General features: G+C 65.1%; 9 protein-coding genes. All 9 read right to left on the bottom strand.

What is annotated here, in order from left to right; all coding sequences use genetic code 11:
* Positions 1–4: 4 nt before the first annotated feature.
* Complete coding sequence (gene urtC, locus IP86_RS01475; RefSeq protein WP_054160787.1) at positions 5–1,150, bottom strand: urea ABC transporter permease subunit UrtC; 1,146 nt, start codon at positions 1,148–1,150, stop codon at positions 5–7.
* A 3-nt stretch (positions 1,151–1,153) separates the two neighbouring features.
* Entirely contained in the window at positions 1,154–2,047 is an 894-nt protein-coding gene (gene urtB / locus IP86_RS01470; protein ID WP_054160786.1) for an urea ABC transporter permease subunit UrtB, read from the bottom strand.
* 59 nt (positions 2,048–2,106) lie between these two features.
* Positions 2,107–3,363 (bottom strand): ABC transporter substrate-binding protein, encoded by a 1,257-nt coding sequence (locus IP86_RS01465; RefSeq protein WP_054160785.1) that lies wholly within the window; start codon positions 3,361–3,363, stop codon positions 2,107–2,109.
* A gap of 245 nt (positions 3,364–3,608) precedes the next feature.
* The gene (locus tag IP86_RS01460) at positions 3,609–4,217 is read right to left on the bottom strand and encodes an ANTAR domain-containing response regulator (protein ID WP_054160784.1); all 609 of its coding nucleotides are present in this window, start codon (positions 4,215–4,217) and stop codon (positions 3,609–3,611) included.
* A gap of 22 nt (positions 4,218–4,239) precedes the next feature.
* Positions 4,240–5,400 (bottom strand): transporter substrate-binding domain-containing protein, encoded by a 1,161-nt coding sequence (locus IP86_RS01455; protein ID WP_245290503.1) that lies wholly within the window; start codon positions 5,398–5,400, stop codon positions 4,240–4,242.
* 394 nt (positions 5,401–5,794) lie between these two features.
* Positions 5,795–6,991 (bottom strand): amidohydrolase family protein, encoded by a 1,197-nt coding sequence (locus IP86_RS01450; RefSeq protein WP_054160782.1) that lies wholly within the window; start codon positions 6,989–6,991, stop codon positions 5,795–5,797.
* Positions 6,992–7,110: 119 nt separating this feature from the next.
* Entirely contained in the window at positions 7,111–7,884 is a 774-nt protein-coding gene (locus tag IP86_RS01445) for a ferredoxin--NADP reductase (protein WP_054160781.1), read from the bottom strand.
* Between the two features lie 193 nt (positions 7,885–8,077).
* The gene (locus tag IP86_RS01440; protein ID WP_082363722.1) at positions 8,078–11,644 is read right to left on the bottom strand and encodes a molybdopterin cofactor-binding domain-containing protein; all 3,567 of its coding nucleotides are present in this window, start codon (positions 11,642–11,644) and stop codon (positions 8,078–8,080) included.
* A complete protein-coding gene (locus tag IP86_RS01435; protein WP_054160780.1) occupies positions 11,641–12,144 on the bottom strand; it encodes a (2Fe-2S)-binding protein in 504 nt (167 codons plus the stop codon). Before IP86_RS01435 ends, IP86_RS01440 begins: the two co-directional genes overlap by 4 nt.
* Between the last annotated feature and the right edge of the window lie 299 nt (positions 12,145–12,443).

Below are 12,443 nucleotides of genomic sequence, written 5' to 3'. Positions count from 1 at the left end.
CGAACTACTCCGCGAGCTGCGAGACGCCGCTGGCGTCGATCTGACGGGACGGCGCCTTCGGCTTGCGGCGCAGCACCCGATCGATCAGATCGTGCGCCAAGCCGGCGAGGCCGTGCGGCAGATACAGCACCACCAGCACGAAGATCAGCCCGATGATCGCCTTCCAGGCTTCGGCGAAGCCTTCGGTTTCACTGACGGTCGCCGAGATCACGTTGATCAGGATCGCGCCGATGCAGGCACCGAGGATCGATTTGCGCCCGCCGACCGCCGCCCACACCACCATGGTGATGGAGAATGCCAGGTCCATGAAGGTCGGCGACGCGAACTCCGAAATCACGACGTAGAGCATCCCGGCGAAACCGGCGATCGCCGCCGACACCGCGTAGAAGAAGATCTGGTAGGTCGGGACGTCGAAGCCGAGGTAGCGCGCACGGTTCTCGTCGTCGCGGATCGCCTGCAGGATCAGGCCGGCGCGGGTCTCGACCAGGAGGCGCGTCGCGATCAACACGACGGAGAGCGAGACCGCGATCAGGTAATAGGTCGGGACCACATAGGGATCGAATTCGAAACCGCCGATGTTGAGCCAGCCGAGATCGGTGAGACCGTTGAAGCCGTTGGTGATCGGCTGGGCGTCGATCACCACCAAGCGCACCAGCAACACCAGCGCCAGCGTGATGATCGACACGAACACGCCGGAGATGCGCTTGCGGAACACGATGGTGCCGATCAGCCCGGCGATCAGCACCGGCAGCACGATGCCCATCGCCATGCCGAACCATTCGCTCTTGAACGGGATCCAGAGAAAGGACGCCTTGTTGATGCAGCACAGATCCGTCTGCGCACCGGGCTCGGCGTTCCACAGCATGAAGTCGGGCACAGGCTTGTCCGAGCCCTGCTGCAGGCTGGTCGGACTCGCCAGCTTCAGCGACATCGCCAGCATGTAGGCGCCGGCGCCGAAGAACAGTCCCTGACCGAGATTGAGAATGCCCGCATAGCCCCACGACAGCGCGATCGCGATGCCGAGCATGCCGAACACCAGATATTTGGCGACGCGGTTGAGCCAGAACGGATCCATCACCAGCGGCGCCGCCATGATCAGCACGATGAACGCCGCGTAGGCCGCCCAGGTGATGCTGCGCTTCGAAGCCATCGTTCAGCGTCCCTTGAGGGCGAACAGGCCCTTCGGCTTGAGAATGATGATCGCGATCACGATGCCGAACACCACGGCGCGGGCCAGAATGTCGTTGGTCGCCGCCGCGACGAGGCCGTTGATCTCGCCGAGAATGCCGGCCGACAGCACCGATCCGAGCAGGCTGCCGACCCCGCCCATCACCACGACGAGGAAGCCGTCGACCACCATCGACGTGCCCATGTCGGGAAACACCGTTTTGAAGCCCGACATCATCACCCCGGCGATGCCGGCGAGGCCGGAGCCGAATGCGAAGGTCAAGGCGTTGACACGCTCGACATTGATGCCGCAGGCGGCCGCCATCTTCGGGTTGCGGATAATGGCGCGGACCTGCGTGCCGATCGCCGTGCGATACATGATCAGCCAGGTCAGCAACGCCAGGATCGTGGTGACCACGATGATGAAGGCGCGATAGCGATTGATCTCGGCGCCGCCGATCATGAACGTGCCCTGCAGGAACGCCGGCACCGCGACGTTCTGCAGGCCGGGGCCGAGCCCCTGGATGTGAATGCCGAAGAACGACAGGCCGAACTCGAGGCGCACGGCCTGCTGGATCAGGATGGCGATGCCCCAGGTCGCGAGCAGCGTGTCGAGCAAGCGGCCGTACAGCTTGCGGACCACCACACGCTCGATCAGCAGACCAAGCAGCGCGGTGACGATGAAGGCCAGCGGGATCGCCACGAAAATGTTGGTGCCGAGCCAGATGCCGGACAGCACCGTGACGTAGGCGCCGATCATCACCATCTCGCCATGGGCCATGTTGATGACCCCCATGGCGCCGTAAGTGATCGCCAGCCCCAATGCCACCAGCAGCAGCACCGAACCGAGACTCAAACCAATGAACAGGACGTCGAGCATCGCGGCTCCCCGAGAGAAGGGCCGCCGCACATCGCGTGCGGCGGCGCAAGAGCGAGGTGTCAGATCTTGAGCTTGGTGGTGTCGAGACCCTTGGCGGTGCAGAACAGGTTCGACTCGGTCTCGCCGTAAGCGACGTAAGGCAGCGGCATCACCGGCTCCTTGTAGGCGTCGATGATCTTGCCCTGGCCGTCCGCCTGCCACTGCGCGATACGCGGCGTGAGGTAGCAATGCAGGTTCTGCGGATCGATCTTGACGTGACCGTTCGGGGCGTCGAACTCCTGCCCCTTCACCGCCTCGCGGATCGCCATCGGGGTGATCTCGGTCGCCTTCTCGACCGCCTGCTTCCACAGGAACACCTGGAAGTAGGACGACTCCAGCGCGTGATGCGTCACCGCCTTGGGATCCTTGACGAAGGCCCGGTAGCGCTCGATGAACGCCTTGTTGCGGTCGGTATCGATCGCCTGGAAGTACGGGAACGAGGTGTAGCTGCCCACCGCGTATTCGGGCCCCATCGCGGCGATTTCGATCTCCGAGGTGACGGTCGCGCAGATCGGCAGCTTGTCGTGGGTCAGACCCTGGTTCTTGTACTCGCGATAGAACGCGATCACCGAGTCGCCGACCACGTTCGACAGCACCACGTCGCAGCCGGAGCTCTTGATCTTGTTGACCATCGAGCCCCATTCGGAGTGGCCGAGCTCAAGATATTCGTCGGCCACCCACTGACCGCCGTTCTTCTCGATCAGGATCTTGGACACCTTGGCCATCTCGCGCGGATAGATGTAGTTCGATCCGACGATGAAGAACTTCTTCTTGCCCAGCGTCTTGATGATCCAGGGGATGAAGTTCGAGAGCTGCTGGTTGGGAACGGCGCCGGTGTAGACGACGTTCTTCGAGCACTCGAAGCCTTCGTAATAGGTCGGGTAGAAGTAGAGATTGTTGCGCTTCTCGAACACCGGCAGCACGGCCTTGCGGCTGGCCGAGGTGTAGGAGCCGAACACGGTCGGCACCCGGTCCTGGATGACGAGCTTGGAGGCCTTTTCGTTGTAGGTCTTGGGATCCGACGCGCCGTCTTCGGCGATCGGCACGATCTTCATGCCCTTGACGCCGCCGGCCGCATTTATCTCGCTGATCGCCATCATGGTGGCGTCGTGCAGCGACTTTTCGACGATCGACAGACCGCCGGTGAGGCTGAACAGCACGCCGACCTTGATCTCGCCCGCGGCCTGCGCGGCAGTCGAGAACACCGCAGGCGACGTGATCGCCGCGCCGGTGGCGAGCAACCCGCCCTTGATGAATTTACGCCGATCGATTGCCATACTGCTCCCTTTCCTCAGGCATGACCCGTCGTTCGCGCCCGAGCGCGTTGTTTCGACCCAAAGATGACCTAATCGTCTGCCGCGCGGCGGAGCGAACGACGCCCGCCGACACAAGCCAGCCGCAAAAACAAAAAAGCCCGACAGGTCCTCGCGGACCCCTCGGGCTACACAGCCTAGTGCCGAACCAGCTTCATCGATGGTGCGGCTGCGTCACTAACAGGCAGTTCCTGCGCGACGACTAAAGACTAATCATCTTTCGCACGGTACTGCAAGAGCTCATTTGCGTGAATGATAGCAGACGCCATGTCGTCCATCGATACACGCTTCGACATCGCCTGACGGCGGATGCTCTCATAGGCCTGCGCCTCGTCGAGCCCCTGCCCCTCCATCAGAATGGTCTTTGCTTTCTGAATGCGCTGAATGCCAGAGAGCTTGCGCTCGAGCTTGCGGATGCGCTTGGTCGTTTCCCGACGCTCCAACCACAGGCTGCGGGCGATCGTCAGATTTGTCAGCAAACCGAACGGCCTGATCGGCCGCTCGATCACCGCCACGGCGCCGGCTTCAAGTACAAGTTGCAAGGTCGACGGGTCTTCGTAGCTGACGACGGCGATCAGCGTCGGCCGCCCGGCCCCATCCGATTTGAGCAATTTGTGGATCTCCGCCCGCACGTCGTGCTCGATCGCGAGGATCACCACGTCGGTGCCGTCCGGCCAGGCAGCCGGCACCGGCCATTGCGATTCCACCATGCAGCCGATGCGCCGCAGGTGCTCGACGAGCTGAACCCTCTCGACATCCGCGGGATGAACGACATGAACGCGCAGACCGCGCAGATCCCGGAGAATTTGGATGGTCACCCGTCAGCTCCGTATCTGAGGTTCATGTGACCGATGGCTTGAGTTCGTCCGCAGACCAATCGTCCAGGCTCTGCACGACGCAATAGGGATCCGGCTTGATCCGGACGCCGGGATTCCAAACGGTGCGGAACCGCCCTTGGCCGTCGACGCGGGCGATCCGCGGCCAGAGATAAGTGTGGTTGTTCTCGTGATCGATCCGCACGCGCCCTTGGGGCGCGTCGAATTCGGCATCGCGCAATTCGACGAGCACCCGCTCGGGGTCGTCCGAGCCACATTTGGCGACCGCGCGCATCGCCAGATGCACCTGGAAATACGCGGCTTCCGCGCTCGCTGTCACCGGCGCGTCCGGCCCGAAACGCCGCTTGAAATTCTCGACAAAGCGCCGCGCCGACGGCGTCGACAGCGTGTCGAAGAACGGCGCCGCGGTGAGGTGACCTTCGGCGGCTTCGGCCGACATCTCGGCGAGTTCGGCCTCGCTGGTGCTCAGGCTGGCGATCGGCATCTTGGCCGGGTCGAAGCCGGCTTCACGATAGGCCTGATAGAACATCGCCGTTCCGCTCCCGACCACCGTCGAGAAGATCACGTCGGGCGAAGCCTTCTTGATCTTGGCGATGACCCGGTCGAAATCCTTGGGCTCTACCTGGAGCGGCACATACAACTCGTCCAGCACCTTGCCGCGGTCCTGCGAGACGAAATCGGCCATCAGCCGATTGGATTCATAGGGATAGATGTAGTTCGAACCGACGAAGACGAAGCGATTGCCGTAGGCCGACAGCAGATATTTCGCGAGTTGGATCGAATTCTGGTTCGGTGCCGCGCCGGTGTAGATGCAGTGGCGCGAGTATTCGAACCCCTCATACAACGTCGGATAGAACAGCAGGCCGCGATACGCTTCGACCACCGGCAGGATCGCCTTGCGGGTGCTGGTCATGTAGCAGCCGAACAGCAGCCGCACCTTGTCGACCTGCAGCAGCCGCTCCGCGAGGCCGCGGATCTGTTTCGGACTGGAGGCCGGATCGTAGATCACCGGCTCGATCGGCCGGTCCAGCACACCGCCGGCCGCGTTGATCTCTTCGATGGCCAGCAACGTGGCGTTCAGTTGGGACCGCTCGACCGCGGCCGTCACACCGGTTTGCGAGAACAAGACGCCGACGCGCCAGCTACTCGAATGATCCTCATGCAAAGCCATATTCTGCAGAACTATCCCCGACGACAAAATTCATCAATCGAGAAATGATCCAGCTGCAGCCGCAGCGCAAGCCCGCATCAGCGGGCGAGCTGTCCGTCCGGCTGACTGATTGCTCAATCAGCAAGCATGGACGGATATTTAGTAGGCAGGTACGACGTGTCCGGGATCGCGTTCGTCCGTCCTCCGAACCGGACGACCAAGTACAAACGGTTCGATTCTCTAGGGCAAGCTCAGTCTGTCATTCGTCAGTTGACGCTCGATGAGGGCCGAGGAGTGCAGCCCGGCATTCGCCTCAAAATGAGGCGGATGCCGGAGAGGTCGAGCTTCGGACAAGCCGTCATCGCGTCGACCGGCGCAGGTCAGCGCCGGTCCATTCGCCCCGGGAACGTCAGACCTTGACGATGCTGGGGAAGCGCTTCGCCGGCGGCGTGTTGCGCGAGCGCTCGGATCGCACGATGCCGTCGATGATGGTCATGCCGATGCCCGGCAGATCGCCGAGCCGCACGCTCTCCAGCAGCGTCGCGCCGCCCGAATGCTGGGCGACGTCCATGATGACGAGGTCGGCGGCGCGGCCGACCTCGATCAGGCCGCAGTCGAGTTCGCGCATCCGCGCGGTGTTGCCGGTGGCGAGACAGAACGCCTGCTCGGCTGGCAGATCGCCGAGCGACGACAGCAGCGACACCATGCGCAGGATGCCGAGCGGCTGCACGCCGGAGCCGGCGGGGCCGTCAGTGCCGAGAATGACGCGATTGAGATCGCCCATCTCGCGCGCGATCCGCAGCGTGTACAGCGCCGAGCGTTCGTTGCCGTTGTGCACGAGTTCGAGGCCGGCCTTGCAGCCCTCGCAGATACAGCGGATCTGATCGTCGGGCAGCGCGGTGTGGCCGCCGTTGATGTGACCGACCACGTCGGTGCCGGCTTCGAGCACGACGTCCTTGTCGATCAGTCCGGAGCCCGCGATCGACGGGCCACCGGTGTGAATGGTCGACTGGATGCCGTATTTGCGCGCCCACGCCACCATCTTCTTCGCGGTCGGGCCGTCCTTGACGCCGCCGAGGCCGACTTCGCCGAGCAGCTTGACGCCGGCGGCGGCGAGCTCCTTGAAGTCGTTCTCTTCCATCTCGTGTTCGATCACCGGGGCGCCGGCATGAACCTTCACGCCGGTGGCGCGGAAAGCCGAGAAGCTGCGCTGTGCGGTGATCGCCAGTGCCTTGATGCCGATGACGTCGCGCGGCCGGCCCGGATAGTGCACTTCGCCGGCCGAGATCATGGTGGTGACGCCGCCGTGCAGCGAGGAGTCGATCCAGTTGAGCTGGCTCTGCCGCGGCGTCCAGTCGCCGGCGACCGGATGGACGTGGCTGTCGATCAGCCCTGGCGTCACCGCGGCGCCGTGGGCATCGACGATGGTGGTCGCGCCTTCGGTGTCGACGTCCTTGAGGCGGCCGATCGCGGTGATACGGCCGTTCTCGGCCACGATGGTGTCGGCTTCGAGGATCGGCTGATTGAGATCGCCGCTGAGCATCAGGCCGATGTTGCGGACCACCAGCTTGGTCGGCCCCTGCGGGGTGGGCGCGTCGTGAGCCATCGAGCTATCTCCTCACCGATCCGACCCGCTTGGCTTGTCAGCCTTGGGGCTGTTTGTTTGTCAGCATACGACCTTGGCGACGCCGCGCAACGCCGATCGCTGCGCGGCCCGCGCAGAGTTCACCGCTCGGCGAACGCCTTCTCGAGCACGAAGTCGCCGGCTTCGCCGTGATTGCCTTCTTCGAAGCCGAGCGCGACCAGGCGGCTCTTGAGGTCGACCATCATCTGGGTCGAGCCGCACAGCATCACGCGATCCTGCGCCTTGTCGAGCGGCGGCAGGCCGATGTCGGAAAACAGCTGGCCGTTGTCGATCAGCTTCGAGATCCGGCCCTCGTGGATGAACGGCTCGCGCGTGACGGTCGGGTAGTAGATCAGCTTGGCCTTGACCTCGTCGGCGAGGAATTCGTGATCCTGCAGCGCCGTCACCATCGACTCGCCGTAGGCCAGCTCGGCGATCTGCCGGCAGCCATGGACCAGCACGATCTTCTCGAAGCGATCGTAGGTTTCGGGATCGCGGATGATCGACAGGAACGGCGCGACGCCGGTGCCGGTCGCGAGCAGGTACAGGTTCTTGCCGTCACGCAGATTGTCGATCACCAGCGTGCCGGTCGCCTTGCGGCCGACGATGATGGTGTCGCCTTCCTTGAGGTGCTGCATACGGGACGTGAGCGGGCCGTTCGGCACCTTGATGGAGTAGAACTCCAGCGTCTCTTCGTAGTTCGGGCTGGCGACCGAGTAGGCGCGGAGCAGCGGCTTCCCGTCGACCTTGATGCCCGTCATGGTGAACTCACCGTTGCGGAACCGGAAGCCGGAGTCGCGGGTGGTGGTGAAGCTGAACAAACGATCGGTCCAATGACGAACGGAGAGAACGCGCTCTTCCATCAGATTGCTCACGGCAGAACTCCGGAGTTGGTGTTGATCGGCCGGGACGGCGAAGGCACGAGGCGTCAGCCCGACAGATTGTTTGTACACGAATGAAAATAGGATCGCAGCCCGCCCCCTGTCAACGCGGCGAACGCCCGTGCCGCGCGGACATTTCAGGCATCGCGCGCCGATTTATCGGGCAACCTGAAGGGAAAGACGTCGATCAGTGGGAGCCTTGGTGAGCGCGCAGGCGCGCCACCGCTTGTTCCACGCCGCCCCAGGCGGGCGCCTGCGGGGCGAAGGAGGCGCGGAGATAAGTGACCAGCGCCGCGATCTGGTTATCGTCGAAACTGTGGCGGAACCCGGGCATATCGCCCAATTCCGCCGCTGCGGGACTAGGTATTCCGTCTAGAATGACCCTAATCAGGTTGTCGGGGGTCGCGGCGTGGAGATTGGTGTTGAGCGCCAAAGCCGGACGGACGCCGAATAGCGTCGGGCCGGTTTCGGAATGGCAGGACGCACAGGCGCCCTCGTACAACCGGCCGCCCAGCGTATCGAGCGGGCGCAGCGCCGAGGCCGCCTCGGCCTGCAGCGCCGCGGCGCGTTCGGCCGGATCGGCTTCTGACGGCGGTGCGAACGAGGCCAGATAGGTCGCCATTGCGCGGATATCGGCATCCGGGAGCGGGCCGAGCTGCTCGACGACTGCCGCCATCGGGCCCGCCGCCGTGCCGTGGAAGCGCGAGAAGCCGCTGCGCAGATAGGCGAACAGTTCGGCTTCGGTCCACGGGATCGGCGCGCGCGACAGCGCGGTCAGTGCCGGCGCGTGCCAGCCGTCGACCTCGCCGCCGGCCAGATAGGCGGTCTTCGCCTGCTCGGCGCCGAGCGCATTGCGCGGGGTGTGGCAGGCGCCGCAATGGCCGAGGCTTTCGACCAGATAGGCGCCGCGGTTCCATTGCGCCGCACGGGCCGGGTCGGCCTGGATCGGGCCCGGCCGCAGGAACAGCAGATTCCAGCCGGCCATCAGCGGCCGAATATTGAACGGAAACGCCATCTTGGCCGCCGGTGTCGGGGCCTTCACCGGGGCCTGCGACATCAGATAAGCGTATAGCGCCTGCAGATCGGCGTCGCTGGTGCGGGTGAACGACGCATAGGGAAACGCGGGGTAGAGGTGGCTGCCATCGCGGGCAATGCCTTCGCGCATCGCGCGTTCGAACGCCGCGTAGGACCAAGCGCCGATGCCGGTCTCCGGATCTGGCGTGAGGTTGGTCGCATATACCGTGCCGAATGGCGTCTCCATTGGCCGGCCGCCGGCGTTGGGGATGCCGCCGGGGACGGTGTGGCAGGTGGCGCAGCCGCCGAGGGCGGCGAGTTGGCGGCCGCGGGCGATCATGTCGGCCGAGAAGGTCGCGGGATCGGGCGGTGCAATCGGGGCGAGCGCGCCGCGGATCGGTAGCGCGACCGCCGCCATGCCGAGCGCGCCGAGCAACGCGGCACCCGCCATTGCGAACCATGAGCGTTTCCGCGGCGGCGGCGCGACGGGCGTTTCAGGCTGTGGCAAACCCAAGGCAGCGCGGACGCGGTCCGGCGTGAACGGCGGCTCGCGCAGCCGCACGCCGGTGGCGTCGAAAATCGCGTTGGCGATCGCCGCCGCGGAGGGCACGGAGGCGGACTCGCCGCTGCCGAGCGGCGGATCGTCCGGCCGCGGCATCAGCACGACGTCGATCACCGGCACCTCGGGGAAGGTGAGGATCGGATACGCGCCCCATTCCTTGTCGGCGACCGCGGTGTCGGTGAAGCTCACCTGTTCCTTCAGCGCGCGGCTGGTCGACTGGATGACGTTGCCGTGGATCTGATGCTCGATGCCGGCCGGGTTGATCATCAGTCCGGAATCCTGGCCGACCACGACGCGCTTGACCGCGACATCGCCGGTCCGGGTGTTCACCTCGACATCGGCGACCCAGGCGGACCAGGCGGCGCCGTAGCCGGGAAACTTGGAGTGAACATACAGCGCATAAGCGAGCCCCTGCCCGCGGACGACGTCGCCCTCGACGATCTCGCGGCGCGGCCCGGTGCGATGCGCCCAGTTGGCGCGCGCGGCGACTTCCTTCACCAGATCGACGGCGCGGGGATCGTGCAGATAGCGCAGCCGATACTCCAGCGGATCGACACCGGCGGCGGCGGCGAGTTCGTCGATGTAGCTCTCATGCGCGAACGAATTCGGCAGCGCCGAGACGCCGCGCAGCCAGGCGGCCCGGACGATCGGCGCCATGTCGTGCACGCGCACACGGATGTTGTCGTAGGCATAAGGCGGGATCGCGGTGCGATCGCCCATCTCGAACACCGGATTGTTCGCGGGCACGCGACCTGTGAGCAACAACGCCAGCGTCACGGCGGCGTTCGATGGATAGCGCGTAGCAAAGTCGTAGGCGGCCGGGCTGCCGTCGGCGGTGAGCCCGCCGGAGATCTCCATCAGCTGCGCCGCGCCCTTCGGCTCCCAGGCGTGCTCCTGCTCGCGCGTCAGTTGCACGCGCACCGGCCGTCCGACAGCACGTGAGAGCAACGCGGCATCGGCACAGACATCGTCGGCGCAATTGCGGCCGTAGCAGCCGGCCGCCTCGAAGCGCAGGATCTCGACGTCGGCTTCGGGGATGCCGAGCAGGATCGAGATATCCAGCCGCAGCGGATACGGATTCTGCGTGCCCGACCAGATCCGCGCGAAGCCGTCCCGGACATCGGCGACGCCGCAGGACGGCCCGATCGAGCCGTGCATCTGATACGGCCAGACGTAAGTGCGATCCATCGGCACAGTCGCCGCACTACGCGCCGCCTCGACGTCGCCCTTGTCGAGCAGCGTGCGGGTCGTCGCCGGATTGGCGCGCAGCGCTGTCGCCAGATCGTCCAGCTTCGGCAGCGGCGGCGGCGGCTTCCACTTGACCTCGAGCACGCGCGCGGCCTTGGCGGCCTGCTCCTCACGCTCCGCAACGACGCCGACGAAATCGCCCATGGTGACGACCGCGACCACGCCGGGAATATGCGCGATGGAGGACTCGTCGACGCCGAGCAAACTATTGCCGATGAAATCGCCGGCATCGATGCCCGCATAAGGCGGCCGCACGACGCGGCCGTGCAGCATGCCGGGCACGCGGACGTCATGCACATAGACGAAATCGCCGGTGGCCTTCGCCGGAATATCCGAGCGCGCAACGCGGCGCCCGACGATGCGATGCTCGGCGACCCGCTTGACGACAACATCGTCGGCCAGCATCAGCCGCTCGCGGCGCCCTTGCAGCAGCGTCGTATAGGACACGCCGCGATTGGACGCGTCGCGCGGATGCACGATGCCGTCGGTGACGGTGAGCTGATCGGCCGGCAACTCCAGCTCCTGCGCGGCGAGCGCGACCAGATGATGCCGCGCCTGCGCGGCCGCCTTGCGCAGCGGCACGGCGCTGACCTGAATGCTGTCGCTGGCGATGGTGGCGCCCTGGTTCGGCGTGCCGGAGGTGTGGCCCATCACCATGGTGACGGCCTCGAACGGCACGTCGAGTTCTTCGGCGACGATCTGCGCCAGCGCGGTGCGAATGCCGGTGCCGAGATCGACGTGGCCGCTGAAGGCAAGCACCTGCCCGCTGTCGTCGACGAACAGAAATAGATCGAGCGCGCCGTCGGGCGGCGGCGCGGTCGGGACTAATCCTTTGACGTGTTGCGACGGCCGCAGCACCGCGAGCGTGCCGGCACGAGTCAGCAGATCCGCTGTGTCCGGCGTCGGCTCGGTCACTTGGCGCTCGCTCATGACGGGGCCGCCTCAGCGAGCGTCGCATCCGGGGCTACGCCCGCCGCGATCATCACGGCACGGATGATTTCCACATGCGTGCCGCAGCGGCACAGATTGTAGCGCAGCGCCTCGCGGATCTCGTTGACGCTGGGCGTCGGGTTTCGCGCCAGCAGCGCGGTCGCCGACATGATCATGCCGTTGAGGCAGTAGCCGCATTGCGCTGCCTGCGCGGCGATGAACGCGGCCTGCACCGGGTGCAGCGCATCGCGAGTCCCGAGGCCTTCCAGCGTGGTAACAATTCGGCCCTCGGCCGTCTTCAGCGTCACCACGCAGGACCGCGCCGGCACGCCGTCGATCAGAACCGTGCAGGCGCCGCACTCGCCGAGGCCGCAGCCGAATTTTGGGCCGTTGAGGCCGAGATCGTTGCGCAGCACGTAGATCAACTTGGTGTCCCGCGGCAGATCGAAAGCGTGCTCGGTTCCGTTGACGGTCAAAATGACGGGCGCCGCCGAACTCATCGGTGCCGCCCCGCAGATGCGGCCTTGCACCGCAAGCAGCGCGCAGCGTGCACCGCAACAAACGACGCTGCACTGTGATGAGTAGCGGGCATTCGGGCTCCACCGCCGTTGGCAATTGCTCGGACGATTGTTTCTACACCAATGAATTCCGTCAAGCGCGTGTGCACTGCGACAATGTTTGTGCATGTGCTGCCCATTCCTTATGCTTGACTTCAAGGCAGCCCTCCCTTTTCATTAGTATACATATGAAATGAGGCAGTGCCGGATCGCCACACGCCGACGGCCTGGAGCCATCAGTC

The organism is Rhodopseudomonas sp. AAP120 (assembly GCF_001295845.1).
In the GTDB taxonomy this organism is placed as follows: domain Bacteria; phylum Pseudomonadota; class Alphaproteobacteria; order Rhizobiales; family Xanthobacteraceae; genus Rhodopseudomonas.
Note: the sequence above shows the minus strand (reverse complement) of the source record. Positions and strands in the feature narration are given on the sequence as shown.

What these genes read in the sequence shown, in the direction of transcription:
- IP86_RS01435 (WP_054160780.1), bottom strand. Translation starts at nt 12,144, where the DNA reads ATGAGTTCGGCGGCGCCCGTCATTTTGACCGTCAACGGAACCGAGCAC.
- IP86_RS01450 (WP_054160782.1), bottom strand. Translation starts at nt 6,991, where the DNA reads ATGGCTCACGACGCGCCCACCCCGCAGGGGCCGACCAAGCTGGTGGTC.
- urtB (WP_054160786.1), bottom strand. Translation starts at nt 2,047, where the DNA reads ATGCTCGACGTCCTGTTCATTGGTTTGAGTCTCGGTTCGGTGCTGCTG.
- IP86_RS01465 (WP_054160785.1), bottom strand. Translation starts at nt 3,363, where the DNA reads ATGGCAATCGATCGGCGTAAATTCATCAAGGGCGGGTTGCTCGCCACC.
- urtC (WP_054160787.1), bottom strand. Translation starts at nt 1,150, where the DNA reads ATGGCTTCGAAGCGCAGCATCACCTGGGCGGCCTACGCGGCGTTCATC.
- IP86_RS01440 (WP_082363722.1), bottom strand. Translation starts at nt 11,644, where the DNA reads ATGAGCGAGCGCCAAGTGACCGAGCCGACGCCGGACACAGCGGATCTG.